This window comes from Thioclava electrotropha (assembly GCF_002085925.2).
Classification (GTDB): domain Bacteria; phylum Pseudomonadota; class Alphaproteobacteria; order Rhodobacterales; family Rhodobacteraceae; genus Thioclava; species Thioclava electrotropha.
This window is the reverse complement of sequence record NZ_CP053562.1, coordinates 2,315,240-2,340,607: the sequence shown is the minus strand read 5'-3', so window position 1 is coordinate 2,340,607 and position 25,368 is coordinate 2,315,240. Positions and strand designations below refer to the sequence as shown.

General features: G+C 64.6%; 28 protein-coding genes. 10 read left to right on the top strand and 18 right to left on the bottom strand.

Annotated elements, in window-relative coordinates; translation table 11 throughout:
• Nucleotides 1–45: 45 nt before the first annotated feature.
• The 11 genes from AKL02_RS11105 to AKL02_RS11055 form a co-directional block, all read right to left on the bottom strand.
• Nucleotides 46–1,419 (bottom strand): cytochrome P450, encoded by a 1,374-nt coding sequence (locus AKL02_RS11105; protein WP_083077094.1) that lies wholly within the window; start codon nt 1,417–1,419, stop codon nt 46–48.
• Complete coding sequence (locus AKL02_RS11100) at nt 1,416–2,690, bottom strand: hypothetical protein (protein ID WP_083077091.1); 1,275 nt, start codon at nt 2,688–2,690, stop codon at nt 1,416–1,418. The genes AKL02_RS11105 and AKL02_RS11100 overlap by 4 nt, the downstream gene beginning before the upstream one ends.
• A gap of 56 nt (nt 2,691–2,746) precedes the next feature.
• Nucleotides 2,747–3,439, bottom strand: coding sequence for a M48 family metallopeptidase (locus AKL02_RS11095; protein ID WP_083077553.1), 693 nt, complete (start codon nt 3,437–3,439; stop codon nt 2,747–2,749).
• A 47-nt stretch (nt 3,440–3,486) separates the two neighbouring features.
• Nucleotides 3,487–4,107: a DedA family protein gene (locus AKL02_RS11090; RefSeq protein WP_078540758.1), complete on the bottom strand. Its 621-nt coding sequence runs from the start codon at nt 4,105–4,107 to the stop codon at nt 3,487–3,489.
• Nucleotides 4,104–4,478: a hypothetical protein gene (locus AKL02_RS11085; protein WP_152844342.1), complete on the bottom strand. Its 375-nt coding sequence runs from the start codon at nt 4,476–4,478 to the stop codon at nt 4,104–4,106. The genes AKL02_RS11090 and AKL02_RS11085 overlap by 4 nt, the downstream gene beginning before the upstream one ends.
• Nucleotides 4,475–5,656, bottom strand: coding sequence for a vWA domain-containing protein (locus tag AKL02_RS11080; RefSeq protein ID WP_083077083.1), 1,182 nt, complete (start codon nt 5,654–5,656; stop codon nt 4,475–4,477). The genes AKL02_RS11085 and AKL02_RS11080 overlap by 4 nt, the downstream gene beginning before the upstream one ends.
• 13 nt (nt 5,657–5,669) lie before the next feature.
• Entirely contained in the window at nt 5,670–5,837 is a 168-nt protein-coding gene (locus tag AKL02_RS11075) for a hypothetical protein (protein WP_165756950.1), read from the bottom strand.
• A 52-nt stretch (nt 5,838–5,889) separates the two neighbouring features.
• Nucleotides 5,890–7,380 carry a DUF2927 domain-containing protein gene (locus AKL02_RS11070; protein ID WP_083077080.1) on the bottom strand — a complete coding sequence of 497 codons (1,491 nt, stop codon included), beginning with the start codon at nt 7,378–7,380 and terminating at the stop codon, nt 5,890–5,892.
• A 374-nt stretch (nt 7,381–7,754) separates the two neighbouring features.
• On the bottom strand, nt 7,755–8,741 hold the full coding sequence (locus AKL02_RS11065; RefSeq protein ID WP_078540773.1) for a methyltetrahydrofolate cobalamin methyltransferase: 987 nt from the start codon (nt 8,739–8,741) through the stop codon (nt 7,755–7,757).
• Entirely contained in the window at nt 8,738–9,631 is an 894-nt protein-coding gene (locus AKL02_RS11060; RefSeq protein ID WP_083077076.1) for a methylenetetrahydrofolate reductase, read from the bottom strand. The genes AKL02_RS11065 and AKL02_RS11060 overlap by 4 nt, the downstream gene beginning before the upstream one ends.
• Before the next feature lie 14 nt (nt 9,632–9,645).
• Nucleotides 9,646–9,957: a virulence factor gene (locus AKL02_RS11055; RefSeq protein ID WP_078550182.1), complete on the bottom strand. Its 312-nt coding sequence runs from the start codon at nt 9,955–9,957 to the stop codon at nt 9,646–9,648.
• 315 nt (nt 9,958–10,272) lie between these two features.
• Here AKL02_RS11055 and AKL02_RS11050 point away from each other — a divergent pair, with 315 nt between their 5' ends.
• On the top strand, nt 10,273–10,713 hold the full coding sequence (locus AKL02_RS11050; RefSeq protein ID WP_083077072.1) for an EF-hand domain-containing protein: 441 nt from the start codon (nt 10,273–10,275) through the stop codon (nt 10,711–10,713).
• Between the two features lie 54 nt (nt 10,714–10,767).
• Here AKL02_RS11050 and AKL02_RS11045 read toward each other — a convergent pair whose 3' ends face one another.
• Nucleotides 10,768–11,682, bottom strand: a complete 915-nt coding sequence (locus AKL02_RS11045; protein ID WP_078540777.1) for a LysR family transcriptional regulator — start codon at nt 11,680–11,682, stop codon at nt 10,768–10,770.
• Nucleotides 11,683–12,055: 373 nt separating this feature from the next.
• Between AKL02_RS11045 and AKL02_RS11040 the strand changes: the two genes are divergently transcribed.
• The 5 genes from AKL02_RS11040 to AKL02_RS11020 all read left to right on the top strand — a co-directional run bounded on the left by AKL02_RS11040 (nt 12,056) and on the right by AKL02_RS11020 (nt 16,813).
• Complete coding sequence (locus AKL02_RS11040) at nt 12,056–13,273, top strand: ABC transporter substrate-binding protein (protein WP_078520796.1); 1,218 nt, start codon at nt 12,056–12,058, stop codon at nt 13,271–13,273.
• 72 nt (nt 13,274–13,345) lie between these two features.
• Nucleotides 13,346–14,119 (top strand): ABC transporter ATP-binding protein, encoded by a 774-nt coding sequence (locus AKL02_RS11035; protein WP_078540781.1) that lies wholly within the window; start codon nt 13,346–13,348, stop codon nt 14,117–14,119.
• An 11-nt stretch (nt 14,120–14,130) separates the two neighbouring features.
• On the top strand, nt 14,131–14,838 hold the full coding sequence (locus AKL02_RS11030) for an ABC transporter ATP-binding protein (protein ID WP_198453301.1): 708 nt from the start codon (nt 14,131–14,133) through the stop codon (nt 14,836–14,838).
• A gap of 63 nt (nt 14,839–14,901) precedes the next feature.
• Nucleotides 14,902–15,798, top strand: coding sequence for a branched-chain amino acid ABC transporter permease (locus tag AKL02_RS11025; protein WP_232621600.1), 897 nt, complete (start codon nt 14,902–14,904; stop codon nt 15,796–15,798).
• A gap of 94 nt (nt 15,799–15,892) precedes the next feature.
• Complete coding sequence (locus tag AKL02_RS11020; RefSeq protein WP_078521040.1) at nt 15,893–16,813, top strand: branched-chain amino acid ABC transporter permease; 921 nt, start codon at nt 15,893–15,895, stop codon at nt 16,811–16,813.
• 80 nt (nt 16,814–16,893) lie between these two features.
• Here AKL02_RS11020 and AKL02_RS11015 read toward each other — a convergent pair whose 3' ends face one another.
• Nucleotides 16,894–17,076 carry a hypothetical protein gene (locus AKL02_RS11015; RefSeq protein ID WP_078540785.1) on the bottom strand — a complete coding sequence of 61 codons (183 nt, stop codon included), beginning with the start codon at nt 17,074–17,076 and terminating at the stop codon, nt 16,894–16,896.
• Nucleotides 17,073–17,621, bottom strand: coding sequence for a hypoxanthine phosphoribosyltransferase (gene hpt, locus AKL02_RS11010; protein WP_078520791.1), 549 nt, complete (start codon nt 17,619–17,621; stop codon nt 17,073–17,075). The genes AKL02_RS11015 and hpt overlap by 4 nt, the downstream gene beginning before the upstream one ends.
• Before the next feature lie 84 nt (nt 17,622–17,705).
• On the opposite strand from hpt, the gene AKL02_RS11005 reads away from it, so the two are divergent.
• Nucleotides 17,706–18,164: a type II toxin-antitoxin system RatA family toxin gene (locus AKL02_RS11005; protein WP_078520790.1), complete on the top strand. Its 459-nt coding sequence runs from the start codon at nt 17,706–17,708 to the stop codon at nt 18,162–18,164.
• 77 nt (nt 18,165–18,241) lie between these two features.
• On the opposite strand, the gene AKL02_RS11000 is transcribed toward AKL02_RS11005, so the two are convergent.
• The 4 genes from AKL02_RS11000 to AKL02_RS10985 all read right to left on the bottom strand — a co-directional run bounded on the left by AKL02_RS11000 (nt 18,242) and on the right by AKL02_RS10985 (nt 21,711).
• Nucleotides 18,242–19,420, bottom strand: coding sequence for an ammonium transporter (locus AKL02_RS11000; RefSeq protein WP_083077551.1), 1,179 nt, complete (start codon nt 19,418–19,420; stop codon nt 18,242–18,244).
• A gap of 179 nt (nt 19,421–19,599) precedes the next feature.
• Complete coding sequence (locus AKL02_RS10995; RefSeq protein WP_083077065.1) at nt 19,600–20,073, bottom strand: CinA family protein; 474 nt, start codon at nt 20,071–20,073, stop codon at nt 19,600–19,602.
• A complete protein-coding gene (locus AKL02_RS10990) occupies nt 20,070–20,579 on the bottom strand; it encodes a phosphatidylglycerophosphatase A family protein (RefSeq protein ID WP_083077062.1) in 510 nt (169 codons plus the stop codon). Before AKL02_RS10990 ends, AKL02_RS10995 begins: the two co-directional genes overlap by 4 nt.
• 4 nt (nt 20,580–20,583) lie before the next feature.
• Nucleotides 20,584–21,711, bottom strand: coding sequence for a bifunctional 2-C-methyl-D-erythritol 4-phosphate cytidylyltransferase/2-C-methyl-D-erythritol 2,4-cyclodiphosphate synthase (locus AKL02_RS10985; RefSeq protein WP_083077058.1), 1,128 nt, complete (start codon nt 21,709–21,711; stop codon nt 20,584–20,586).
• Nucleotides 21,712–21,987: 276 nt separating this feature from the next.
• On the opposite strand from AKL02_RS10985, the gene dusB reads away from it, so the two are divergent.
• Genes dusB through AKL02_RS10970 form a run of 3 tightly spaced genes read left to right on the top strand, consistent with a single transcriptional unit; the run spans nt 21,988 to nt 25,346 of the window.
• The gene (gene dusB / locus AKL02_RS10980) at nt 21,988–22,908 is read left to right on the top strand and encodes a tRNA dihydrouridine synthase DusB (RefSeq protein ID WP_198453300.1); all 921 of its coding nucleotides are present in this window, start codon (nt 21,988–21,990) and stop codon (nt 22,906–22,908) included.
• Nucleotides 22,905–23,972 carry a two-component system sensor histidine kinase NtrB gene (locus tag AKL02_RS10975; protein ID WP_078540791.1) on the top strand — a complete coding sequence of 356 codons (1,068 nt, stop codon included), beginning with the start codon at nt 22,905–22,907 and terminating at the stop codon, nt 23,970–23,972. Before dusB ends, AKL02_RS10975 begins: the two co-directional genes overlap by 4 nt.
• Before the next feature lie 3 nt (nt 23,973–23,975).
• Entirely contained in the window at nt 23,976–25,346 is a 1,371-nt protein-coding gene (locus AKL02_RS10970; protein WP_078520785.1) for a response regulator, read from the top strand.
• Nucleotides 25,347–25,368: the final 22 nt, after the last annotated feature.

Genomic DNA, 25,368 nt, shown 5'->3' with positions numbered 1-25,368 from the left:
TTTCTTTTAAGATTTTCGCCCTCCGGCGACGGGGATGGAGACCCCTCAACGCTCTGAAATACTGAGAAAAATCCCGTCCTTTCCTCGCACCGTCAGATGCGCGACGGGGACCGGTTCGCGCCCCTCGACCGCCTCAAACCGAAACGCCCGCAGCAGCATCGCGAGCAGAAGCGGCCCCTCCGCCATTGCGAAGCCTGCGCCGGGACAGACCCGCGCGCCCGAGGAGAACGGGATATAGGCCCGGCGCTGGCAGGCCTTGCCGTTTTCGGTCTCCCATCGGCTCGGGTCGAACCCGTCGGGATTGTCCCAGAGCCGTTCGTGGCGATGCAGATGCCACGGTGAGATCACCACCTGGCTGCCCGGTTTGACCGCGCGGTTGCGGAAACGCTCCGGGCAGGTCGCCTCGCGGACGAACATCGGCACGGGCGGATAAAGCCGCATCGCTTCGCGGAAGGTCGCGCGGTTCAACTTCAGCTTGGAAAGCACGGAAAAGTCGTGACTTTCCGCCAGCGCGGTCTCGGCTTCTTCGGCCAGCCGATCCTGCCATTCGGGATGCGTCGCCAGCAGATAGAGCGCCCATGCCAGCGCCGAGGCGGAGGTCTCGTGGCCCGCGAGAAAGAAGATCGCGACCTGATCGACCATCTCGGCGGTGTCGAAGGTCTCGCCGGTTTCGGGATCGGCGGTGGTCATGATCTTGGTCGCCAGATCGTCGGGCGCGGTGCCGGCGGCGATCCGGGCGGCGCGCTCTGTCGTCAGCCGCTCGATCAGCGCGCGGATATGGGCCGCCGTGCGCTTCGTCTCGCGCGAATGGAACCGCGGGAACCAGCGCGGCAGCGGCAGCAGCGCGCCGAGATTGACCACCGGGGAGGCGCGTTGGTGGCGCTTGAAGGCTGCGAACACGGCGCTGGCGGTCGCATCCTCGATCGGGATCGAGAACAGGGTGCGGAAGATGATATCGGCGGCAACGTGAGAGGTTTCCGTTTCAATATCAATCGGTTCGGCGTCGGTCTTCACCTTCATCCGCTCGACGCAAGCCTCGCCCGCCGCCCACATCGCCGGGAAAGTCTCGCGCAGTTTGCCGCCTTCGAAGGCCGGGTCGATGATCCGGCGCTGGCGCTGCCACTGCGCGCCGTTGGTGATGAACACGCTCTCGCGCAGAAGCGGTTTCAGCCCCTCGCGCACGCGGTCGGATTTCGGGAAATGCATCGGGCGTTTGTTGAGCACCAGATCGACCAGATCGGGGTCGTTGCACATGTAGGAGCGGAAGAACGGCGTGCGGAACTCGGCCATCCACGCGCGGTAGAGACGCGCGGGCTGGGCCGAGAGGATGTCGGATTTGAACAGCCGGAAATAGCGCCAGAGCGAGACGCGATCCGGGCGCGGCGTCGGTTTCGGGGGCAGGCGGGACGGCTGGCTCATGCGACGCTCGTGAACCGGTTCGCGGGCGTCGTGATCCGGCTTTTCGACGGGGCGCGGCCGCGGAAGCGCTCGGCCAGTGTCAGCGGCCCGGCAGTGAGGCGGAAATAGTCGTAATCTCCGGGCCGGTCGAAGGCGCAGAGATACTGGAAATGCAGCCGGAAGAAGCGCCAGCGGAGGGTGCGCCAGCGCTCGGGGCTGAGCGTTTGGGTGAAGGCGGCGGAGATCACCAGCGGGTGGATCTGGCCGTCCGGTGCCACGCCCGAGACCGCGACCGGATCGCAGAGCGCGAAGGCGCAGCCATCGCCCGGCGCGGTGACGTCGAGCCAGAACAGCTCCGGCCGGGTGGAGAGGTAGGCGAGATCGGCGCGCAGGCGGGTCGCGCGGGGCAGGTAGCTTACCATCGGGACGACCTGACCGAGCGAGAGGAAGGCGAGCGCGGGGGGCGCTGCCCCCCGGCCTGACGGCCTCCCCCCGGGATATTTTTGCCAAGAGGAAGGGGGGAGGCGGTTCTCGCGGATCAGGTCGGCGAGGATCGAGACGGCGAGATGGGCGCCCGAGGAATGGCCGACGATCAGCACCTCGTCCCAGTCCTCGCGCATCGCCTCTTCGATGCGGGCGGCGAACTCGGCCATGCGGGCTTCGAGTTCCGGCGGGTTCGCGCCGCCCCAGCGCGCGGTGAAGGCGTAGTCATGCATCAGGTAATGGGCGAAGAGCTTGCCGTCCTTGGCGCGGAACCAGCGTAGGGTCAGGGTGAGGATCGCGGCGCCGAGGATGAGGCCCGCGAGCCAGTCGAGCGGGAATCCGGGCAGGAGCGCCAATGCGAGTGCGGTCGCAGCCCAGCCGAGGCCGATCCCGATCAGCGCCTGCACGATCAGCGCGACGATCGGGTAGAGCGCGGCGATCACCGGGCCCTTGCGCAGCCGCATCAGCCGGAACAGCGCGCCGGAGGCGATATAGGCCCAGGCGGTGCGGACCAGTTGCGCGTAGGTCGCGGGGATCGATTTGCCCATGGATGAGCGCACGATATCGGACCAGACGAGCACCTCGACATCGGCCTCGACCTCCGCGCCGTCCTGCGTCGACGTGATGTGCCAGCCATAGGGGCCGCCCGCGCGTTTCGGGGCCAGCGCGATCTCGTAGCCGGAGATGCGGGCCTGGGCTGCGCCTTCCTTGCGGTAGAGCTCGCGATAGCGGCGGGGATGAATCGGGTCGTAGCCGGGGATGTAGAACACCCGGCGCCTGTGCACCCGCCCTTTAGGTCCGCTTGTCATTCACTGCCCTTCCTCGCGGGCAGATTAGCGGTCCTGCGCGGCGAAAGTAAGGAAAATCAGTGCTCTGCGCGCGACCAGCGCAGCTGGTTCGCCTCGATCGCGGCGATGCGCTTTTCGGTCTTGGGGTGGGTCAGCAGCCAGGCGGGTGTGGTCTGGCCCGCGTTCTTGGTCAGCGCGTCGAGCTTGTGAAACAGCGTGACCTGCGGCTCGGTGCCGAAGCCCGCCTTGATCATCAGCGCGGAGGCGAATTCATCGGCCTCGAACTCGTCGCGCTGGCTGAGGCGGGCGGCGAGCGCGGCGGTGATCAGATTGGCGATCCACGGGCCGATGAAGGGGATGAAGCGGCCAAGCACCGTCATCAGCACGGCGCGCAGGGCGTTCTGGCCCGAAAAGTCGATCATGCGGCGGCGCGAATGGCCCAAGGCGACATGGCCCAACTCATGCGCGATCACCGAGGTCAGTTCTTCCGGAGACACTTCGCCCGCGCGATATTTGCGCATGAAGCCTTCGGTGATGAAGACGCGGCCATCGGGGGCGGCGAGGCCGTTCACCGGCTCGATCTGGTAGACATGGACGGGGATTTCCGAGACTTCGAGCGCGGCGGCGAGCCGGTCGAGATAGGGCTCCAGCTTGCTGTCGCGCAACCGGCGCGAATTCCCGTTCAGCTGGCGTTTGAGTTGCCAGGTCGAGAAGTGCCACATGGCGAAGCCGTAGAGGACCAGCAGCAGGATCGGGAGAAGGCGGAACAACATGGGATGGATATGGCGGCTCGCAGGCCCGTGATCAAGCTTCGTGATCAGGCGTCGGATTGAGGGGCTTTCGGGGCGCGCTTGGCCGCGTGCCACAGCCACCAGCCGAAGGCGAAGGCGGCAGCACCCGCGCCCAGCAGCCCCAGCGCGTTGCCTGCAAGCTCGGCCGCGGCGTCCAGATTGGCCCCGAAGGTGATGCCGAGGCCCACATAGGTGGTGACCCAGACCGCTTCGCCCGCCAGATCCGCGAGGGTGAAGCGCCGATGCGCGAAGCCGGACGCGCCAGCTGCGAGGTTCACCCAAGGCCCGAGCGCGGAGAACATCCAGCGGGTGAAGAAGACGGTGACCGCGCCGCGTTTGCGCAGGGCGGCCATCGCTTTCGCGACCAGTGCGCCGCGTTTGGTGTCGGGATGGGGCAGAAAGCGCTCGGCCCGGCGGCCCAGCTGGAACCCCACCTGATCGCCGATCACCGCGCCGGTGAAGGCTGCGCCGCCGACGGTCGCGAGGTCCAGATCGCCCGAGGCCACGAAGGCGCCGCTTGCGATCATCATCAGCGAGGACGGCGCCGGGATCGCGAGGCAGCTCAGGAAGGTCGTGAGACCCAGCAGCCACGGCCCGTAAAGCGGCACCTGCGCGAGCAGCCAATCTGAAAGGTCGGAGAAGCTCATTGCTGTGGCTGCGCCTCTTTGTCGGCGATGGTCTTGGGCAGGCCGAGCGAGAGTTTGCGGATCAGGTCCTGCAGCGGCTCGCCCTTGGCCTTTGCGATACGTTCCAAGGTCGGGCGGCCCGCGCCGACCAGCGCACGCCCATCCTCGATGCCGAGGATCGCGTCGACCTCCTCGATCTCCAGATGCCAGCTGCGCGCGATATAGCCCGGCGTCATCCATTCCTCGGGGCTTTGATGCAGATGGGCGGGATCCGACCAGTAGATCGCGCGCGAGACGAACCTTGCGCCGAAGAACAACGACAGCGCGACCGCGAGAATGAAGCCCAGCGAGGCGATCTTGTGATGCCCCCAGAGGTAGCGCAGCCGGTTCATCCGAGTTCCTTCATGGCCGCGGTGATCCCCTCAAGCGTCAGCGGATGCATCCGGTTCTCGAAGATCTCGCGGATGATCTGGATCGACTGCGTGTAGCCCCAGCCGCGTTCGGGGATCGGGTTGAGCCATGTGTGATCGGGCCATTGCTCGCGCGCACGGGTCAGCCAGACATGGCCCGCCTCGTCGTTCCAATGCTCGTTCGCGCCGCCGCGATGGGTGATCTCATAGGGGGACATCGACGCGTCGCCCACGAAAATGCATTTGTAATCGGGACCATAGCGGTGGAGCACGTCCCAGGTCGGCGTCGCCTCGTTCCAGCGGCGCTTGTTCGATTTCCAGACGCCCTCGTAGAGGCAATTGTGGAAATACCAGTGTTCGAGATGTTTGAACTCGGACTTGGCCGCCGAGAACAGCTCTTCGACCAGTTGCACATGGGCGTCCATCGAACCGCCCACATCAAGGAATAGAACCACCTTCACCGCATTGTGCCGCTCGGGTCGGGTTTTCACGTCGATATAGCCCGCCTCTGCAGAGGCGCGGATGGTGCCGGGCAGGTCCAGTTCCTCATTCGCGCCATGCCGCGCCCATTGGCGCAGGCGTTTCAGCGCGACCTTGATGTTGCGGGTGCCCAGTTCCACAGTGTCGTCGAAATCGCGGAACTCGCGCTTGTCCCAGACCTTCACGGCGCGATGGTGGCGGCTCTCTTTCTGGCCGATGCGGACGCCTTCGGGATTGTAGCCGTAAGCGCCGAAGGGCGAGGTGCCCCCCGTTCCGATCCATTTGCTGCCACCCTGATGGCGGCCTTTCTGTTCCTCGAGCCGCTTTTTCAGCGTCTCCATCAGGTTGTCGAACCCGCCAAGCGCCTCGATCTGCGCTTTTTCCTCGTCGGTGAGGTGTTTCTCCAGCTGCTTGCGCAGCCATTCCTCGGGCAGATCAACGGCGTTGAGCACATCGTCCGGGGTGATCGCCTCCAACCCCGAGAACGCCTCGGAAAACGCCCGGTCGAACCGGTCGAGGAAGCGTTCGTCCTTCACCATCGCGGCGCGGGCGAAATAGTAGAAGCCGTCGATATCGTAGGTGCAAAGCCCTGCGGCCAGCCCTTCGAGGAAGCTCAGATATTCGCGCAGAGAGACTGGAACACCGCCGCGCCGCAGAGCATCGAAGAATGGCAGGAACATCGCCGCCCTCCGATTATGCCCAGATGCGGTTGATGATCACGGTGACGAAAAGGCCCACCAGCGCCAGCCCGATCGCATGGACGGCTGCATATTGCGCCCGGTCGAGCTTGTTGCCGCCGCGTTTGCGGGCCTTCCAGTCGCCCCAGATCAGCCCGATCACGACACCTGCCAGAACATACATGCTGCGCCCCCTTACGGTCTTGGTCCGGGCGCGCCCGGTCCGCCTTTTGCGGTCAGTTCACGCGAGCGCCCGCATTGGCGAGGGCCGCCACCTCATCCGCGCGGCGTTTCACCGCCGCGTCAGAGCCAAAGCCATAGCGCGCCCATTGCTGCATGTCGAGACGGGCCTGATGTTCCTTCGTCGCGTCACCAAGCTGGCCATAGGCTTCGGCGCGGATCATGTAGAGTGTGGCCATCAGCGAGGCGTTCTCACTCGACACATCCGAGGCCAGCGCGCGGTTCACCAGCGACACTGCCTCCTGCGCGCGGCCCGTGCCAAGCGCGTAGGCCGCAAGCTGCATGTCGATATGGGCGGCCTGAATTTCCGCGCCCGGGGTCGCGCGATAGATCCGGCCCGCTTTCTTGTAGGCCGCGACCGCTTTCTCGGGGTCGGTCTTCATCGTCAGCCGCCCGACCGCGAACCACGCGAAGGCGGCGCGGCTGTCATGCCAGCCCCGGCTGGTGGCGATCTTCGTGGCGCGTTCGGCAGCGGCCCGGCGGCGGTTGTCGTTCGCCCCTTGGCCGAGCGCGGTGGTGATCGCCTTCACATAGGCGCGCGGCGTCGGATCGGCGGGCAGCGTGCGCATCGAACCGCCCGACGGGTGGATCTTCGACAGGATCGCGGGCAGGGCCGCGCGCACTTCGGCGGGGCTCATGCCGGTATGCAGCGCCGGATCGTAATAGGCGCGCAGGATCGTCATGTCGAACTTGGTCAGCACGGTGTGGAAATTGTCGTCGTTCCAGACCGTGTCGGGCAGGCGGTAGAGATCGTTCACCGGCCCGAGCGCCTGGCTGACCTCCTCATGCAGGCAGTCGCGGATTTCCTGCGGCGTGGAGTCGGCCGGGATGAACACGGTGGCGGATTGGCGTTGCGTCAGCTTGGCCCAATCGCTCGCCTCGTCGCCATGCGAGTTGCGGTAATCCGTCCAGCTTTCGACGTTAGGCACCACGAAACAGGCGACGTTGGGAACCTCTTGGCGCATCTGCCGTTTGGGTACGAATTGCACCGAGATCGTGTTGGCATTGCCCGGCTCGGTCGAGACGTTCAGCCCCGCCTCGCTCTGCAGCCGGTGGACCAGATGGCCAAGCTCGGTCTGCGCCACGGGCGGCGCGTTGCCTGCGAGCGTGATCGAGACCGGGCCTTCGAACCGGGTGAAACGCGGCAGGGCGCGACCGGATTCGAGGAAGAAGCTGAGCTCCATGAAGTCGGCGCCCAGATGGCTGTTATCGGGGAGCCGCTCAGACGGGGGGCCGTTCTTGAGCCCCGGCGCCAGATCGGGCGCGGACAGATCGAGCAGCTGGGCCGTGCCGCGGGCCGTCGTCACTTCGGGGCTGTTGGTCGAACAGGCGGCGAGGGCGCCCGCGATGATCAGCGCGGCAAGCGTGCCCGCCCGCGCAGCAGCACGTCCGGGGGACGCGCCTTTCAGCAGGCCTGAGCGCGGTGCCGTCCCGAGGCGCGTCGGCGCCGGGGAGGCCGCGCTGAGCGGTTTGAATGCTAAGCGCATGGCAGCGTGTGATCCCTGTTCGTTGCCGCAAAGGTACACATACGGGTTTAAGCCCGACCAGTAAATCTTTGCCTTATAATTGGAATTTTGACCCTGCGCGCCCTGAAGCGGCGACATCCCGCCGGTTTGCTGCACAGCCAAGGCTGCAAAGCGCTGAACGAGACGGTTTCTGTGCGTGGGCGCTCGGATTGATCACGGATCCGCGAATCGCGCCGTGATCATCGCCATTGTCGCGGATCTACGGACGTTTTGTGGCTGTTTGCGCAACAATCGCCGCTGAAACGGCCGCAACTCCGGGCTGGAGGAGACGCGATGCGCAAAATGCGAAACGCCCGGAGCGAGCCCCGGGCGTTCGACAGTCTTCGTGGGGCGGATCAGGCGCGGCGACGGCGCCCACCACGACGCCCACCGACCGAGGAGGTCGCTGCTGCGGCGGAGGCTTCGGCGAAGCTGAGACCGCCCTCCTTCATCGCGTCGAGCGTCTTCGACAGGCGGATCCATTCCATCCCGTTCGGGTCGTGGTTCATCAGCAGGTTGGCGGCGCGGATCGCCTCCATCTCCTGATTGCGCACCGGGTTCATGATGGCCGAGGTCATGCCCGCGCCGATCGCCATAGGCAGGTAGGCCCCGTTGATCCCGTGGCGGTTCGGCAGGCCGAAGGAGATGTTCGACGCGCCGCAGGTGGTGTTCACGCCCAGCTCGTCGCGCAGGCGGTTGACCAGCGTGAAGACCTGACGGCCCGCGGAGGCCATCGCGCCCACCGGCATCACAAGCGGATCGACGACGATGTCATGCGCGGGGATGCCGAAATCGGCGGCGCGCTCGACGATCTTCTTGGCCACGGCGAAACGCACGTCGGGATCTTCGGAAATCCCCGTGTCGTCGTTCGAGATCGCGACGACCGGCACGTTGTATTTCTTCACCAGCGGCAGAACCAGTTCCAGACGCTCTTCCTCGCCGGTGACCGAGTTCAGAAGCGGACGGCCTTCGGCGGCTTCGAGACCCGCCTCGAGCGCCGCCGGGACCGAGCTGTCGATGCAGAGCGGCACGTCGATCACGCCCTGCACGCAGTTGATCAGGTCGCGCATCAGCGAGGGTTCGACGAAGTTGTTATCCGCATAGCGCGGGTCTTCCGCCATCTTGTTCGAGAACACCGCACCCGAGTTGATGTCCAGAACCGTCGCGCCGCAGGCGACCTGCTCGAGCGCGTCTTTCTCGACGGTCGAGAAATCGCCTTGCTCCAGCTCGGCTGCCAGCTTCTTGCGGCCGGTGGGATTGATCCGCTCACCGATGACGCAGAAGGGCTCGTCAAAGCCGATCACGACGGTTTTGGTTTTGGACTCAAGGACGGTGCGGGTCATTCATGGCCTCTCTGTTCGGCGATCCAATTGGCTGTGGCGGTGATACCGCCCAGCGGGAAGAAATGCACGGCTTCGATATTCGACGGGCAATCGGCGGCCAGATCGGCCAGCAATTCGGTCGGCTCGAAGGGCATGAGCAGCTTGGTCACGTCGCGGGCGCGCTTTTGCAGCACTTTCAGCGAAGGGCCGACGCCGCAGGCGATGGCGAATTTCAGAAGCGTCTGCAGCTTCGCGGGGCCCGCGATGCCCAGATGGACGGGCATTTCGATGCCGTTGGCTTCCAGACGCTTGGCCCAGTCGCGGATCGGACCGGCCTCGAAGGCGAATTGCGTGGCGATCGCCATATCCGCATCGGTGCGGTTCGCGAAATCCTGCTTGAGCTTCAGCGCGGCCATCACCTCGGCCTCGCCGCCTTTGGGGTCGATGTCGCGGTTGCCCTCGGGGTGGCCGGCGACGTGCAGACGCGCGAAGCCGTCGAAGGCGCCGGTTTCGATCATCTGCATCGCGCAGTGGAAGTCGCCCTTCGGCTCGGCCACGCCGCCACCCAGCAGCAGCGCCTGCTCGACGCCTGCCTCGCCGCGATAGCGCGCGACCCAGTCATTGAGCTGCGCCTCGTCGCGGATGATGCGCGCGGGGAAGTGCGGCATCGGCTCGAAGCCCTCTTCGCGCAGACGCTTGGCGGTGGCGAGCATCTCCTCGATCGGGGTGCCGTCGATATGAGCGATATAGACGCGGGAGCCCTTCGCGAACAAAGGCGCGAAGCTTTCCACCTTGGCGGCGGTGCGCGGCATGACCTCGACCGAGGCGCCTTCCAGCAGAGCCACCATCTTGCCGTTGACCGGCGGGCGGGCCGGTTTCGCAGCCTCACGGCGGAAATTCACAAGAGCCATGCGCCTATTCTCCCTTACGCGTCGGGCTGGGTGTTCCAGCCGTCATTGGCAATCAACGCACGCAACCGCGCGTCGTCATAGTCAGAGAGAATACGCGCCAGAACGGCTTCGGCCGCCTCGGCATCGTCGCCGGGCTCCTCGCCCTCGGGCACTTTGCGCCACTCGGCCAGATAGGCGTCGCTGTCGCGGGCGCCGATCTTCATGGCCGCGCGGTCGATCGCCTGCTCGAACCGTTCCGGCAGCGGTTTCTTGACGCCACGCCGTCCCTTGCCCGCAATGATCTGGGCCGGGATGTCGCGCCAATAGACCAAGGTGATCTGTGCCATGCGAATCTCTCCTCGTATGCGCAGAATTGCCCGAAACCGAAGCGGGACAGGGTGGATTTTCGACATTCCGTCGCGGCTGAGCGACGTGCCGGCGACTGTGGGGCAGGTGATAGCAGCCGGGCAGGGGGCTGGGCCACCTCTGTGCATCGGAATAATTCGCGCCAAGATCATGAGCGTCGCTCAAGCGGCCTGCGGCACAAACGCCGCGCGGCGATCTGGCACATTCTGTGACGCGCCGCACTGTCTACATCCTCCGGGCAACCCGAAAACAGGCCGCCCCTGTGCGGTGCGGCCAAGTCAGAGAGATGATCCGAGATGACCAAGACCCCCATTCTGATCGCGGCGCTGTTCACCGCGCTCCCCTTCGCCGCCCAGGCCGAGAGCCCCGGCGAGCAGTTCATGTCCACCTGGGATCTCGATGGCAACGGCACCGCGACGCTGGCCGAGCTGGAGCAGATGCGCTCGGATGTCTTCGCCTCTTTCGATGCCAATGAAGACGGCAAGCTCGACGCCGAGGAACACGCGGTCTTCGACGAGGCGCGCGCCAATGACGTGGCGGGCTACGAGGGCCAGCAGCGCGCGCAGATGCAGAAGATGGCCGATGGCATGACGATGGCCGCGACCGATGCTGACGGCGACAAGCTGGTGACGCTGGCCGAGTTCCAGACCAGCACGGCCAAGTGGTTCGCCCAGCTCGACAAGAATGCCGATGGCGGGATCACCATCGACGATTTCGCGCGCAAGCCCGCACAGTAACGCCCGCACAGTCAGGGCAACGCCATGACGCCCGGTCGCCTTGCGGTCGGGCCGTCAGGTGCTGGTGGCCGTGATCCGGGGCAGGAACTCGGCGCGGTTCTTGGAGACCTCCTCGGCGATGAAGCGCATCGCGGCGCGGACGCGGGCGATCTCGTGCAGGTCTTCATGGGTCACCAGCCAGAAGGTGCGGCGGATCTCGATCTCGTCGGGCAGGATCGGCACCAGCTTCGTCGAGTGGCGGGCGAGGAAGTCGGGCAGCACCGCGATCCCGCGTCCGGCCTCGGCGACATGTTTATGCGCGAAGAGGTTGGTCGAGGACAGGCGCGGCGTGTGATCGCCCAGCGTGACCGACAGGTAATCCAGCTCCGGTGTGTAGATCAGCTCGGGGATATAGCCGACCAGAGGGTGCTTCAGCAGATCCTCCTTGCGGTTGATCGCCGAGTTGCGTGCGAGATAATCGGGGGAGGCGTAGAAATGCAGCGTATATTCGGTGAGCTTTCGTGACACGAGCCGCCCCTTTTCGGGCCGCGACAGGGTGATCGCGATATCCGCCTCGCGCTTGGACAGCGAGAAGAGGCGCGGCGTCGCGACCAGCTGCGCCTCCAGTTCGGGATTGGCCTTGATGAATTCCGCCAGACGCGGCGCGAGGAAGAACGCGCCGAAGGCATCGGGCGCGCCGATCCGCACCGTACCCGACAACGCATAGAGCGTGCCCGACAATTCGTCCTGCACGCGCGCCGCGACATTCTCGATCTGCTCGGCCTTCGCCAATAGCCGCTCGCCATGTTCCGAGAGCGCATAGCCCCGCGGGCTCCGCTCAAACAATTGCGCGCCAAGCTGGGTCTCCAGAGATTTGACCCGACGTGATACAGTGGCATGATCGGTGCCCATCGCACGGGCGGCGACGGTCAGGCGACCGGCCCGGGCCACCGAGAGAAAGAATCGGAGATCGTCCCAATCGAAGCTCATTGACGGTCCTTTTTGCGGTCTCGCGTCGGAAAAACGGGAGATATGGGCATTTTCGCACATGCGTTTGGCAATACGTGGCATGGTCGCGTGCATTTTCCCACCTAGCCTTTTGCACATGGCCGGTTTCTGCCTAAGGTGCGTGCACTGACGGGAAGTTTATCGGGTCATCGGGAACCGCGGCGGCGCAAGCACTTGAATGTCCGTCCGTTTCCACGCTGAATTCACTGGCGGCCGCGTTGAGGAGCAGGGACGGCCGCACGAGGAGAAACACAAGATCTTATTCCGGCAGGGACCGAAAAGGCGTCCCGTCGGTGTGCTCTCATGGCGCCGCGCGCCGGGGAGTCAAATCTATCAACCAATGGGAGGAATGTTGATGAAATCAGCTATTTACGCAGGTGTGAGTGCCGCGGCGCTGAGCTTGGCCGCAGGCGGCGCGATGGCGCAGGACGCGATCTCGAACGGCTCCGTGAAAATCGGTGTGCTGGGCGATATGTCCGGCGTCTATTCGACCGGTTTCTCGGGTAAGGGCGCGGTCGACGCGGTCAAGATGGCCGTGCGCGACTTCGGCGGCGAAGTTCTCGGCAAGCCGATCGAAGTGATCTCGGCCGACCACCAGAACAAGGCAGACGTCGGTTCGGCCACCGCTCGCGAGTGGATCGACCAAGAGCATGTCGACATGATCGCCGACCTGACCAACTCGGCCGTGGCGCTTGCCGTGCAGCAGCTCGCCTCCGAGAAGAAGACCATCACCTTCGCCACCGGTGCTGCCACCGCGGCCCTGACCGGCGAGAACTGCTCGAAATACGGTATCCACTACGGCTACGACACCCACGCGCTGCCGGTCGGCACCGCGACGGCCGTTGTGAAGAATGGCGGCGACAGCTGGTACTTCATCACCGCCGATTACGCCTTCGGTCACGCGCTGCAGGACAACACGTCCTCGGTCGTGGAAGATCTGGGCGGCTCGGTCGTGGGCAGCTCGGACGTTCCGCTGGCGACCACCGACTTCTCCTCCTACCTGCTGCAGGCGCAAAGCTCGGGCGCGAAGGTGATCGGTCTCGCGAATGCGGGTCAGGACACCGTCAACGCCATCAAGCAGGCGCATGAATTCGGCATCGTCGCAGGCGGCCAGCAGCTCGCTGGTATGCTCGTGCTGATCTCGGACGTGAAGTCGCTCGGCACCGACGTCGCCAAAGGCCTCCAGTTCACCAGCGGGTGGTACTGGAACATGGATGACGAGAGCAGGAAGTGGAAAGCGGAGTACGAGAAGTTCTCGGGCGGCGAAGCGCCGACCTTCGTGCACGCAGCCGACTACTCGCTGACCATGGCCTATCTCGAGGCGATCAAGGCAGCTGGCACCGACGACGCCGACAAAGTGCGTGAGCAGCTTGGCAAGATGAAGATCGACGACTTCTTCGCCAAGGGCGGCACCATCCGTCCCGACGGCCTGCTTGAGCACGACATGTACCTGCTCAAGGTGAAAGACGGCGGCGAAGATCCGTGGGATGTGGCCGACGTGGCACGCACGATTCCGGGCAACGAGGCCTATGCCTCGCTCGAAGCGGGCGGCTGCAAGCTGGTCAACAAGTGATCTGAACAAATCCTTGGCGCAGGGCGGCATTGCGACCGCCCTGCGCCTGCGTATCAGTCCGAAAGCGAGACCATGAGCGACGATATCATTCTCGAGGCCAAGAACCTGACCAAGAGTTTCGGCGGCTTCGTGGCCGTCAATGACGTGAACCTGCGCATCAAGCGCGGCGCGATCCACGCGATCATCGGCCCGAACGGCGCGGGTAAGACGACGATGTTCAACCTGCTGACGAAATTCATCACGCCCACATCGGGCAAGATCCTCTTCAACGACCGCGATATCACCAATCGCAAACCCGCGGAGATCGCCAATATGGGCATCGTGCGGTCGTTCCAGATTTCCGCCGTGTTCCCGCACCTGACGGCGCTGGAGAACGTGCGCCTCGCGCTGCAGCGCTCGCTGGGCGTGAGCTACCAGTTCTGGCGCTCCAAATCGGTGCTGCACGATCTCGACGCGAAAGCGGTGGCGGCGCTCGATCAGGTGGGTCTGAAGGAGTTCGCCCATCTCAAGGCGGTGGAGCTGCCCTACGGGCGCAAACGCGCGCTGGAGATTGCGACGACGCTGGGGCTGGAGCCGGAACTCATGCTGCTCGACGAGCCGACCCAGGGCATGGGCACCGAGGACGTGGGCGCCGTGACCGAGCTGATCGGCCGTGTCCGCGAGGGGCGCACCATCGTCATGGTGGAGCATAACCTCGGCGTCGTGGCCGAACTGGCCGACACGATCACCGTGCTGGCGCGCGGCGAAGTTCTGGCCGAAGGGCCCTATTCCGAAGTGTCGAAGAACCCGGCTGTCATGGAGGCCTATATGGGCGTCTCCGCCGATGAGCAGGAGGAGGTCGCATGAGCACCGAAACGATGATCAAACCGATGCTCAAGATCGAGAACCTGCATGCATGGTATGGCGAGAGCCACGTCCTGCACGGGATCAATCTCGAACTGGGCGAGGGGCAGCTGATCACCCTTCTAGGCCGCAACGGCGCGGGTCGTTCGACCACGCTGCGCTCGATCATGGGGATGGTCGATCGCCGCGAAGGCTCGATCAAGATCAATGGCGAGGAGTTCCTGACGAAACCCACGCACAAGATCTCGCCCGATGCGCGGATTGGCTATTGCCCCGAGGAGCGCGGCATCTTCGCCTCGCTTAATGTCGAGGAAAACCTGATGCTTCCGCCGAGCGTGGGCGAGGGCGGCATGTCGGTGGAGGAACTCTTCGAGATGTTCCCGAACCTCGCCAATGTCCGCAAGCGGATGGGCACTCGGCTCTCGGGCGGCGAACAGCAGATGCTGGCCATCGCGCGTATCCTGCGCACCGGCTCGCGGCTGCTGCTCCTTGACGAGATCACCGAGGGTCTTGCGCCCGTGATCGTGAAAACGCTGGGCCGCGTGATCCGCGACCTGAAATCGCGTGGCTATACGATCGTTCTGGTGGAGCAGAACTTCCGCTTCGCCGCCCCGCTCGCCGACCGCCATTACGTCATCGAACATGGCGAGGTGATCGACGTGATCGAAGCCGATCAGGTCGAAGCCTCGATGGACCGGCTGAACCATTACCTGAGCGTGTAACGAGAAACCGGGCCGGGCTCAGGCGCCCGAGACCCGACAGGGAGGACAACCCCGATGGATCCGATGATCCGACTTATTCTTGCCCAGGGGATGCTGGGCCTAAACAACGGCGTGTTCTACGCGATGCTGAGCCTCGGGCTCGCGGTTATCTTCGGCCTCTTGAACGTGGTCAATTTCGCGCATGGCGCGCTCTATATGCTCGGCGCGTTTCTCGCGCTGATCCTGTATTCCTATGTCGGTCAGTGGATCGGCATGGCGGACCTGCATATCGGCTTCTGGCCGGCGCTGATCCTCGCGCCGATCCTGGTGGCCTGTTTCGGGATGCTGATCGAGCGCTTCCTGCTGCGCAGGCTCTACAAGCTCGACCCGATCTACTCGCTGCTGCTGACCTTTGGGATCACGCTGGTGCTGCAGGGCCTGTTCATCAACTTCTTCAACGCGTCGGGCACGCCCTATCCGGGGATGCCGGAGAGCATGAAGGGCGTGACCAATCTCGGCTTCATGATGTTCCCGAAATACCGCCTCTTCGTGATCGTCTTCTCGATCGTGGTGTGTTTCGTGACCTGGTTCGTGATCGAGCGGACCCGGATCGGCGCACGGCTGCGCGCAGGCACCGAGAACCCCGAGCTGGTGAAAGCCTTCGGGATCAATGTGCCGCTGATGGTGATGCTGACCTTCGGCTTCGGCACCGGCCTTGCGGGTCTCGCAGGGGTGCTGGCGGCACCGATCTACTCGGTCAGCCCGCTGATGGGGGCGAACCTGATCATCGTGATCTTCGCGGTCGTCGTGATCGGCGGCATGGGCTCGATTGCGGGGGCGGTGATTACCGGCTTCTCTCTGGGGCTGATCGAGGGCGTGACTAAGGTCTTCTACGCGCCCGCTGCGAACACGGTGATCTTCCTGTTGATGGTGATCGTGCTTCTTGTGCGCCCGTCGGGCCTCTTCGGACGTCAAGGGTGAGGGTGAAGACATGAGCAATACGACAAGTACGACGAGCGAAATCGGCGAATTCGAACAGGACGACGTCAGCCCCGAGACCCATAAGCGCGGCCGCATGGTGCAGGCGGTGTTCTGGGTGGTGCTGCTGGGCTTCCTCGCGGTGGCCCCGTTCTTCCTCTACCCGGTCTTCGTGATGCAGCTGCTGTGCTTTGCGCTGTTTGCGGCGGCCTTCAACCTGCTGATCGGCTTCACCGGCCTGCTGAGCTTCGGCCATGCCGCCTTCTTCGGGGGCGCGGCCTATGTGGCGGGCCATGTGCTGAAGGTCTGGGGCTTCCCGCCGATCCTCGGCATCATCGCAGGCACGCTCGCAGCGGCTGCGATGGGCTGGGTCGTGGGCTCGCTCGCGATCCGCCGGCAGGGCATCTACTTCGCGATGATCACGCTGGCGCTCGCGCAGATCGTGTATTTCTTCGCGCTGCAAATGCCCTTCACCGGGGGCGAGGACGGCCTGCAGGGCATCCCGCGCGGCAACCTGCTGGGCATCTTCAACCTCAGCGATCCGATCACGATGTATTACTTCGTGGCGGCCGTCTTCATCGTTGGCTTCCTCGCGATCTACCGCATCGTGCATTCGCCCTTCGGCCAGGTTCTGCAGGCGATCCGCGAGAACGAGCCGCGCGCGCTGTCGCTCGGCTATAACGTGGACCGGTTCAAGCTGCTGGCCTTCGTGCTCTCGGCGGGGCTGGCAGGGCTGGCGGGCTCGACCAAGGCGCTGGTGTTCCAGTTCGCCTCGCTGACCGACGCGCATTGGCAGATGTCGGGCGAGGTGATCCTGATGACGCTCTTGGGCGGCATGGGCACGATCTTCGGCCCGGTCGTGGGCGCGTTCATCGTGGTCACGCTGCAGCACTTCCTGTCGGGCATCGGCTCGTGGGTGCAGGTCGTGATCGGCGGCACCTTCATCGCCTGCGTGCTGCTGTTCCGCCGCGGCATCGTCGGCGAGATCGCGCGTCTGCTGCGCATTTCGTCGCTGTAAAACTGGCGTGGCGGGGGCTCTGCCCCCGCTCGCTTTGCGAGCCTTCCGGGATAATTTTGGCAAGCCCGAGAAAGGGACGCTTACGGTCTGGGCGCGCGCAGGGCGCGCGGGTTCACCGTCGCCCAATCCGGCCAATATCCCAGCTTTTCAATGATAACGATCGCGATCACGGCCAGCGCCACGACGGCGACGATCTTCACCTGCGTCATCGACGGTGGGCGACGTGCCCACCGCGCCATGCGCAGCAGCCACGTGTAATTCACGAAGCATCCTCGGTGAAGCGCACCTTGCCGATGAAGGGCAGGTTGCGATTGCGCTGCGCGAAGTCGATGCCGTAGCCCACGACGAATTCGTCGGGGATCTCGAAGCCGGTCCAGGTGGCGCGCACATCGACCTCGCGCCGCGAGGGCTTGTCGAGCAGGGCACAGCATTCGATCCGGCCCGGTTTGCGCGCGCGCAGCATGCCCATGACGTGGTGCAGGGTGAAGCCGGTATCGACGATATCCTCGACCACCAGTACGTCGCGGCCCTCGATGCCTGCGCGCAGGTCCTTGAGGATGCGCACCTCGCGCGAGCTGGTCATCGCGTCGCCGTAGCTGGAGGCTTCGAGAAAATCGACCTCAACCGGCAGGTCGATCTCGCGCACCAGATCGGCGATGAACACGAAGGAGCCGCGCAAGAGGCCCACGACCACCAGCTTGTCGGTGCCCTTGAATGTCCGGGTGATCTCGGCGGCCAATTCCTCGACCCGGGCCGCGATCTGCTTGGCCGAAATCATCTGGTCGATCACATAGGGGCGCTGCGTCATGATGTCGGGCCTCGAAACGGGTTGTAGGGCTTGAACTCGGGCTTAGCTTTAGCGCATCAAGAGGCGCAAGAAAACGGGAGAGACATGCCTAAGCATCACGAGAACCGGGTCATGCCCTATAGCGCGCAACAGATTTACGATCTGGTGGCCGATGTGGGGAGCTATCCGAAATTCCTGCCGTGGAATTCGGCAGCCCGCGTGCGCTCGCGCGAGGAGCGCCCGGACGGCTCGATCCTGATGCTGGCCGATCTGGTGATCTCGTTCAAAGTGTTCCGCGAAAAGTTCGGCTCACGCGTGGTGCTGCATCCCGACGAACATCACATCGAGACCGAATATCTCGACGGGCCGTTCAAATACATGCACAGCCACTGGCGGATGAGCGATCGCGATGACGGCTCCTGCGAGGTCGATTTCCATGTCGATTTCGAGTTCAAGAACGCGATCCTGCAGGGCGTGATCGGCGTCGTCTTCAACGAGGCGATGCAGCGGATCGTGCGGGCCTTCGAGAAACGCGCCGAGGAATTGTATGGGCCGAAGGGCTGAGGGAAACTCGCCTCAGGTGCCACGAAAAAGGCCGCCCGTTGGGGCGGCCTTTTCCATTCCGGGTCAAACCCTTGTGATCAGGAGTTCATGTCATAGGCGCGCTCGCCATGGGTGGACAGATCCAGCCCGTTGGTCTCGTGCTCGTCGCTCACCCGCAGCGGGAAGACCAGCCGCACCAGCATCGCCAGAACCCAGCTGCCCGCGACGGTGAACACACCGACGACGGCCAGCGCGCCGAGTTGGGCGACAAAGCTGCCATGGCCGAAGACCGCGATCATGATCGTGCCGAAGATGCCGCCCACGCCATGGACCGCGAAGACGTCGAGGCTGTCGTCGACATGCAGCCTTTCGCGGATCAGTACGACGAATTCCTGACAGATGATCCCGGCGGCGAAGCCGATTACCAGCGCTTCGATCGGACCGACGAAACCCGAGGCCGGGGTGATCGAGGCGAGGCCTGCGATCGTGCCGGTCACGAGGCCCACCATCGAGGCGCGGCCGAACTTGATACGCTCCCACAGCGCCCAGCTGAGCGAGGCGGCGGCGGCGGAGATATGGGTGACGGTGATCGCCATGCCGGCCACGCCATCGGCTGCCAGCTCCGATCCGCCGTTGAAGCCGAACCAGCCGACCCACAGCAAGCCTGCGCCCATCGCGACCATGCCGGGGTTATGCGGCGGCGTGGTGCGCTTCACCCGCGGGCCGATCATCAGCGCCAGCACGAGGGCCGCAAGACCTGCGGTTTCGTGCACCACGATGCCGCCCGCGAAATCCTTGGTGCCGACCGCACCCCAGATACCGCCATCGGACATGATGCCACCGCCCCAGATCCAATGCGCGACGGGGGCGTAGATCAGCAGCATCCAGAGACCGGTAAAGACCATCACGAAGCCGTAGTTGATGCGCTCCACGAAGGCGCCGACGATCAGCGCGGGCGTGATGATCGCGAAGGTCATCTGGAAGGAGAAGAAGACGATCTCGGGGATCGAGCCCGACAGCGTGTCCGGCGTGATGCCCAGCAGCGCGAATTTACCCAAGCCGCCCCAATAGCCATTGGCGTCCCCGAAGGCGATCGAATAGCCGAATAGCAGCCACAGCACGCTCATCAGCGCCGCGATCGAGAAACATTGCATGAAAATCGACAGCACGTTGCGCGCCCGCACGAGCCCGCCGTAAAACAGCGCCAGCCCCGGCAGCGTCATCAGCAAAACCAGCGCCGTCGCCACCATGATCCACGCGGTATCGGCCGCGTTCATCCCCGCTTCCATCTCGACAAATCCTCCTCGAAATTCCCTCTGGAGGGCAGGGGCCATAAGCGCCGCGCGCAATAAAGAGACATTTTGCGCAAAACCCGCCTATTCGCGCGTCACTTTTGTAACTGCGCTAAAAATGGGCGGTACGGGGTACATATGCTTATGACGTGGGCGGTTTGGAGTCAGGCTTGCGCCGCCGAAAGCAGCAGGGCGAGCGCGTGATCGCGGGCCGCTTCGCGCACCTTGTCGCGGCCGAGTGCGCCGAATTCGACCGTCTCGACTTGGGTTTCGGCGCCCTCGCGCGCGAGGCCGAAACAGACGCGGCCCTCGGGTTTGAATTCCGAGCCGCCCGGTCCTGCGATGCCGGTGATCGCGACCGCGATCTGAGCGTGGGAGTGGCTCAGCGCGCCCTCGGCCATCTCACGCGCGACCTCCTCGGAGACCGCGCCATGGGCGTCGAGGCTTTCCGCGCTGACGCCCAGCATCTCGCGTTTGGCGTCATTGGTGTAGGTGACGAAACCGCGCTCCACGACCGCCGACGAGCCCGGAATATCGGTGAGGGCTGCGGCGACCATGCCGCCGGTGCAGCTCTCGGCGGTCGCGACCATCAGGCCGCGCGCCTTGCAGGCGTCGAGAACGTCCGACGCGGGGCTCATCCCATCATGCCCAGAAAGACGATGTGGTAGAGGCCTGCGAGGATTATCGACACGATCCCGGCGAAGACCCCGGCCCAGATATCGTCGAGCATCACGCCCGTCGCATCATGGCGGCGATCGGCGCGGCCCACGAGCCACGGCTTCCAGATGTCGAACAGCCTAAACAGCAGGAACGCCGCGACCGGGCCGGGCCAGACCATGTGCAGATCGACGCCCGTGGAGAGGCCGCGCTGCCAGAAGCCGAAGGCGGGGAACAGGAGCGCGACCCATTGGCCCGCCACCTCGTCGATGACGATCTCGGAAGGGTCGTCTTCGCTGTCGCCCAGCTGCGCGCGCACCGACCAGAAGCCGAGCGCGGTGACCGCGATGGTGGCGATCACCAGCGGGAAGAAGCCCAGCCAATGCTCGATCGCCCAGCCGACCAGTACCGCGACCAGCGAGCCCCAGGTGCCCGGCGCGGGTTTCAGCAAGCCGACAAATCCGACCGTGTTGAGGACGCGCAGCATGGGGTTACTCCTTGATCAATGTAGCGGTGGCGATGGCGGCGATGCCTTCCTCGCGCCCGGTGAAGCCCAGACGTTCCGAGGTGGTGGCCTTGACCGAGATCCGGCCCGGCTCGATCCCGATGATGCGCGCCAGAGCCTGCGCCATTTCAATGGCATGCGGACCAATTTTGGGTTGCTCGCAGATCAGCGTGACATCGGCATTGCCCAGACGAAAGCCCCGCGCTTCGGCCAGTTTCACGGCGTGGTCGAGGAAAATCTCCGACGCGGCGCCTTTCCATTGCGGGTCCGACGGCGGGAAATGCCGCCCGATATCGCCCTCGGCCAGCGCGCCATAGATCGCATCGGTCAGCGCATGCATGCCCACATCGGCATCGGAATGACCCTTGAGCTTCTTGTCATGCGCCACCGTGACCCCGCAGAGCGTCACATGATCGCCCGGCTCGAAAGCGTGCACGTCGTAGCCATGGCCCAAACGGATATCCATCTTGTCTCCCAACAGTCTCTCGGCCCGGGCGAAATCCTCCGGGTAGGTGATCTTCAGATTGTCTTCCGAGCCGCGCGTGATCGCAACCGAAAGACCGGCCGCGCGGGCCACTTCCACGTCATCGGCAGACCCGCCCGGATGGGCGCGGTGGGCGTTGAGGATCGCGTTGAAATCGAAGCCCTGCGGGGTCTGCGCGCGGTAGAGCCCGTTGCGATCCTGTGTGCCTGTGACCTGACCGTTCTCGCCGGTCCAGAGCGCGTCCGACACGGGCAGGGCGGGCGCTGCCGTCTGCGCGCTGTCGAGCGCGTCGAGCACGCCGTCGATCACCGCGCGGCTGACCAGCGGGCGCGCGCCGTCATGGATCAGCACCTTCTCGACGCCCGAGCCCTCGAGCATCTCCAGCGCATTGCGCACCGAGGCATCGCGGCTCGCACCGCCCGCACAAAGCGCGACCTCGCCCTGAAACTGCGCGATGCCGCGCGTCATGTCCTCGGGATGCAGAACGACCACGATCCGCCCGATGCCTTTGAAAGCGGCAACGGTATGGGCCAGCACCGGCTGCCCCGCGAGGCTCTGCCATTGCTTCGGGGTTTCTCCGCCGGCGCGGGTGCCACGCCCGGCGGCGACGATGATGATGGCGTTGCTCATGGCGGCTCCCTGATCGCCCAAGGGCTTAGGCGAAGACGCGGCTTTGCGCAATCGGTGCCGCTGGACGCGATACGTCGCGCGATGTGACAACTGGCCACAGTTAGGTGATTAAAAAATAGGCGGATGCTGATTTTCCCACCTAAAAAGGGGTGGACGCAATTGTGATTCTTTGGTCAAACGCCTAATTCGAAGGAAGACGAGTGACAGGACACCTCCGTGCCGCAGATTTTAGTTCTCGACGACATCACACTGACCCCACCGGTCTTTCTCGCGCCCATGGCCGGGATCACCGACCTTCCGTTCCGGCGGATGGTGGCGCGTTTCGGCGCGGGTCTTGTCGTGTCCGAGATGGTGGCCTCGGGAGAGATGCTGACCGCGAAACCCTCGGTGCGCGCGAAAGCACGGGTCGAGATGGGGCTGGAGCTGCCGACCTCGGTGCAGCTTGCCGGGCGCGAGCCCGAACCGATGGCTGAGGCCGCGAAGATGGTCGCCGACATGGGCGCGCGGATCATCGACATCAATATGGGCTGCCCGGCCAAGAAGGTGACGGGCGGGGCGTCGGGTTCGGCGCTGATGCGCGATCCCGATCATGCACTGCGGCTGATCGAGGCGACGGTGGGCGCGGTCGACCTGCCGGTGACGCTGAAGATGCGGCTGGGTTGGTGTGACGATACGCATAACGCGGCCGAGATCGCGCGCCGGGCCGAGGCTGCGGGCGTGAAGATGATCGTCGTGCATGGGCGCACGCGGATGCAGTTCTACAAGGGCAACGCCGATTGGGCCGCGATTGCCGAGACCGTCGACGCGGTCTCGATCCCGGTGATCGCCAATGGCGACGTGGTCGATGCGAGCTCCGCGCGCGCAGCGCTTGCGCAATCGGGCGCGGCGGGTGTGATGGTCGGTCGCGGGGCGCAGGGCGCGCCGTGGCGGCTGGCTGAAATCGGGCACGAAATCTTCGGATCGCCGAAGCCGCAGGTTCCCTATGGGAATGCGCTTTGCGATTATATTTCAGAGCATTACGAGGCGATCTTGAGTTTCTACGGACGTGATCTCGGGCTGCGTCTCGCGCGCAAGCATCTGGGCTGGTATTGCGAGGCGGCGAATGCGCCGCTGCGCGCCGAGATGATGGTCAGCCAGACGCCGGAGGCGACCTTGTCGCTGATCGAGCGTGCTTTCGGGGAAAGGTGCGCCGCATGAACCTTCCGGCCCCCGGCATTATCTGGACCTCGCTGCCGACCCCGGCTTTGCTGATCGACGGCGATGATCTCGTCGACGAGGTGAACCCGGCCGCCGAGCTGTTTCTTAACCTCTCCGCCAAGGCGCTGAGAGGTAAGGCGATCGGCGAAAGGCTCGCGATTTCCGCGCCTTTGGAAGAAATCTTCTATCGGGTTCGGAAGAACCGTGCCTCGCTCTTCGTTAACGATGTCGAGTTGACGACGGGCGAGAAAGCCCCGGTGCAATGCAATCTGCAAGCCGCGCCTGTGGGCGAAGACCCCGACAGGGTGCTGCTGCTGATCGAGCCGCGCGAGCTGGCTGACCGGTTGGGCCGCGCGAGCCTCGTGAAATCGGCGGCGCGCTCGGCCATCGGCATGGCGGAGATGCTGGCCCATGAGATCAAGAACCCGCTCGCCGGGATCGCCGGGGCGGCCCAGCTTCTAAGCATGAACTTGTCCGGCGAAGACCTTGAATTGACGGACCTAATCGTCGACGAGACGCGCCGGATCGTGAAGCTGCTCGAACAGGTCGAACAGTTCGGAAACGTCCGCGCACCGGAGAAGAAGCCGGTCAATATCCATGACGTGCTCGACCGCGCGCGCAAATCCGCAGGCGTCGGCTTCGGCGCACATATGACGATCAAGGAGGATTACGATCCCTCGCTACCGCCGACGCTGGGCGATGCGGATCAGTTGACTCAAGTCTTCCTGAACCTGTTGAAGAACGCCGCAGAAGCTTCGGAAGGGAATGGAGAAATCAAGATCCGTACCTTCTACGAACACAGCCTGCGTCTGCGTCGCGCCGATGGATCGGGGCAGCCGCTGCCGCTGCAGATCGAAATCATCGACGACGGCCCCGGCATCCCGCCGGAAATCTCCAACGAGATCTTCGAGCCCTTCGTTTCGGGGCGTGAGAACGGCACGGGGCTTGGTCTCGCGCTTGTCTCGAAGATCATCAACGATCACGACGGCTGGGTCACGCTCGACTCGGTCCCGGGCAAGACCCGGTTTCGCATTTCACTTCCCGTTGCGCCAAAGGAGGCCTGATCCATGGACGGCACCGTACTTGTCGCGGATGACGATCGCACAATCCGCACCGTTCTGACCCAGGCCCTGACCCGGGCGGGCTGTAAGGTTCATGCCACTGCTTCGCTGGTAACGCTGATGCGTTGGGTCGAAGAGGGCAAAGGCGACTTGGTGATCTCGGACGTGATCATGCCTGACGGTAACGGGCTGGAGGCGCTGCCGAAAATCTCCGAGGAGCGCCCGGGTCTGCCGGTCATCGTGATCTCTGCGCAGAACACGATCATGACCGCGATCCAGGCAGCCGAGGCCGAGGCTTACGACTATCTGCCCAAACCGTTCGATCTGCCGGACCTGATGAAGCGCGCGCAAAAGGCGCTGGAGCAGAAGCGCCGTAGCCCGATCGCCCCGCGCGAGATCGAAGGCGGCGGCGATGCGGGCGATTTGCCTCTGGTCGGGCGGACGCCGGCGATGCAGGAGCTTTATCGGCTTGTCGCACGGGTGATGAATGCCGATCTCGCGGTGCTGATCGCGGGTGAAAGCGGCACCGGCAAGTCCTTGATCGCGAAGGCTATTCACGACTTTTCGGATCGCCGTACGCTGCCCTTCGTGGTGGCGCAGGCGGGCGATCTGCAGGGCGCGGACGGCCCGGCGGCGCTGGTGGCGAAGGCCAAGGGCGGATCGCTCGTCTTCGACGAGGTTGGCGATTACGACGACGACACGCAGGCGCGTATCGTGCGGATGCTCGACGCGCTGCCCGATCCCGCGCCGCGGATCATGGCGACGACACAGATCGACCTCGCGGGGCTGATGGAGGCCGGCAAGTTCCGTCAGGACCTGTTCTACCGGCTGGGCGGCGTGACGCTGAACGTGCCGAGCCTGCGCGAGCGGGTCGAGGATATCCCGCTTCTGGCCGAGCATTTCCTTGCCCGCGCCGAGCGCGACGGGCTGGGCCTGCGCCGCTTCACGCCCGAGGCTCTGCAACTCGTGCGCGCCTATTCCTGGCCCGGCAACGTGCGCCAGCTGGAGAACACGATCCGCCGTCTTGCGGTGACCTCGCCCGAGGAAGAAATCACCCGCGCGGAGGCGGAATTCGTGCTGGGCAACCAGCCTGCGATCGAGCCGCTGCGCCAAGGCGGCGAGGGCGAGAAGCTCTCCGCCTCCATCGCGCGCCACCTGCGGCGCTATTTCGACCTTCACGGCGGCACGCTGCCGCCTCCGGGCCTTTACGACCGGATTTTGAAGGAAATGGAGGCGCCGCTGATCGAAATCGCGCTCGATGCGACCGGTGGCAACCAGGCCAGATGTGCCGATCTGCTTGGCATCAACCGCAATACGTTGCGTAAAAAGATCACCGATCTGGATATTCAGGTGACACGCCGCCGCAAACTGATGTAAACCCGCAACAGGGGCCTGTGGC

Bases quoted from the DNA above. Each gene is read 5' to 3' on its own strand.
- AKL02_RS11090 (WP_078540758.1), bottom strand. From the start codon at position 4,107: ATGAGCTTCTCCGACCTTTCAGATTGGCTGCTCGCGCAGGTGCCGCTT.
- dusB (WP_198453300.1), top strand. From the start codon at position 21,988: ATGGCCGGGATCACCGACCTTCCGTTCCGGCGGATGGTGGCGCGTTTC.
- AKL02_RS11075 (WP_165756950.1), bottom strand. From the start codon at position 5,837: ATGTATGTTCTGGCAGGTGTCGTGATCGGGCTGATCTGGGGCGACTGG.
- AKL02_RS11030 (WP_198453301.1), top strand. From the start codon at position 14,131: ATGATCAAACCGATGCTCAAGATCGAGAACCTGCATGCATGGTATGGC.
- AKL02_RS10970 (WP_078520785.1), top strand. From the start codon at position 23,976: ATGGACGGCACCGTACTTGTCGCGGATGACGATCGCACAATCCGCACC.
- AKL02_RS11105 (WP_083077094.1), bottom strand. From the start codon at position 1,419: ATGAGCCAGCCGTCCCGCCTGCCCCCGAAACCGACGCCGCGCCCGGAT.
- AKL02_RS11005 (WP_078520790.1), top strand. From the start codon at position 17,706: ATGCCTAAGCATCACGAGAACCGGGTCATGCCCTATAGCGCGCAACAG.
- AKL02_RS10985 (WP_083077058.1), bottom strand. From the start codon at position 21,711: ATGAGCAACGCCATCATCATCGTCGCCGCCGGGCGTGGCACCCGCGCC.
- AKL02_RS10990 (WP_083077062.1), bottom strand. From the start codon at position 20,579: ATGCTGCGCGTCCTCAACACGGTCGGATTTGTCGGCTTGCTGAAACCC.
- AKL02_RS11070 (WP_083077080.1), bottom strand. From the start codon at position 7,380: ATGCGCTTAGCATTCAAACCGCTCAGCGCGGCCTCCCCGGCGCCGACG.
- AKL02_RS11025 (WP_232621600.1), top strand. From the start codon at position 14,902: ATGATCCGACTTATTCTTGCCCAGGGGATGCTGGGCCTAAACAACGGC.
- AKL02_RS10975 (WP_078540791.1), top strand. From the start codon at position 22,905: ATGAACCTTCCGGCCCCCGGCATTATCTGGACCTCGCTGCCGACCCCG.
- AKL02_RS11060 (WP_083077076.1), bottom strand. From the start codon at position 9,631: ATGGCTCTTGTGAATTTCCGCCGTGAGGCTGCGAAACCGGCCCGCCCG.
- AKL02_RS11080 (WP_083077083.1), bottom strand. From the start codon at position 5,656: ATGTTCCTGCCATTCTTCGATGCTCTGCGGCGCGGCGGTGTTCCAGTC.
- AKL02_RS11040 (WP_078520796.1), top strand. From the start codon at position 12,056: ATGAAATCAGCTATTTACGCAGGTGTGAGTGCCGCGGCGCTGAGCTTG.
- AKL02_RS11100 (WP_083077091.1), bottom strand. From the start codon at position 2,690: ATGACAAGCGGACCTAAAGGGCGGGTGCACAGGCGCCGGGTGTTCTAC.
- AKL02_RS11020 (WP_078521040.1), top strand. From the start codon at position 15,893: ATGGTGCAGGCGGTGTTCTGGGTGGTGCTGCTGGGCTTCCTCGCGGTG.
- AKL02_RS11045 (WP_078540777.1), bottom strand. From the start codon at position 11,682: ATGAGCTTCGATTGGGACGATCTCCGATTCTTTCTCTCGGTGGCCCGG.
- AKL02_RS11055 (WP_078550182.1), bottom strand. From the start codon at position 9,957: ATGGCACAGATCACCTTGGTCTATTGGCGCGACATCCCGGCCCAGATC.
- AKL02_RS11085 (WP_152844342.1), bottom strand. From the start codon at position 4,478: ATGAACCGGCTGCGCTACCTCTGGGGGCATCACAAGATCGCCTCGCTG.
- AKL02_RS11050 (WP_083077072.1), top strand. From the start codon at position 10,273: ATGACCAAGACCCCCATTCTGATCGCGGCGCTGTTCACCGCGCTCCCC.
- AKL02_RS10995 (WP_083077065.1), bottom strand. From the start codon at position 20,073: ATGAGCCCCGCGTCGGACGTTCTCGACGCCTGCAAGGCGCGCGGCCTG.
- AKL02_RS11000 (WP_083077551.1), bottom strand. From the start codon at position 19,420: ATGAACGCGGCCGATACCGCGTGGATCATGGTGGCGACGGCGCTGGTT.
- AKL02_RS11065 (WP_078540773.1), bottom strand. From the start codon at position 8,741: ATGACCCGCACCGTCCTTGAGTCCAAAACCAAAACCGTCGTGATCGGC.
- AKL02_RS11035 (WP_078540781.1), top strand. From the start codon at position 13,346: ATGAGCGACGATATCATTCTCGAGGCCAAGAACCTGACCAAGAGTTTC.
- hpt (WP_078520791.1), bottom strand. From the start codon at position 17,621: ATGACGCAGCGCCCCTATGTGATCGACCAGATGATTTCGGCCAAGCAG.